The organism is Vibrio sp. 1288 (assembly GCF_033344475.1).
The window spans coordinates 1-524 of record NZ_JAWPOX010001098.1; the positions used below are offsets into that span (position 1 = coordinate 1).

Consider the following 524-nt stretch of genomic DNA (forward strand, 5'->3'; position numbering starts at 1 on the left):
CAATCAAATCAATGGTTTCATGCACAAGCGAAACGCTGCATTATTTTATTATTATTAATAAAACTACATTTTCTGTTCTTGATCTGTTCATAAGCGAAAGTCTCCTATTAACTTAACTTGTTTAAAATCCATGATCCTTCCAATGCTTAATGCCAGATAAAAATCAATTTGTGAGGCTATCATGTTTAACAGTATACGCACTCGAATTGCTGTCAGTGCGGGTGGGGCAATGGCCTTCACTCTATTGATTGCAATGGGTATGACAACCAATGCGTTCACGCAAGTGAATGAACAAATCACTACAAAAGTAAAATCTCAACTGAACGAAGCCACCACGACCGACCTGAGCAATACGGCGATTCAGCAAGGGCTGAATATTTCCAACCAGTTAGAGCCAGTGTTGGCGAACCTAAAGCAAGCGCGTTCAATTATCGAATTAAGCGCAGAGACGGCCGCGACGCCAGACATTATTGTTAAACAGTTTATTGCGTCGCTAGAAGCTAAGAACAAAGCTGTGTTTTCTG

At 40.6% G+C, this 524-nt stretch carries 1 pseudogene; it reads left to right on the forward strand.

The features are described from left to right. Nucleotides 1–181 precede the first annotated feature (181 nt). Nucleotides 182–524: pseudogene (locus R8O11_RS31105) on the forward strand (methyl-accepting chemotaxis protein); the annotation flags it as partial.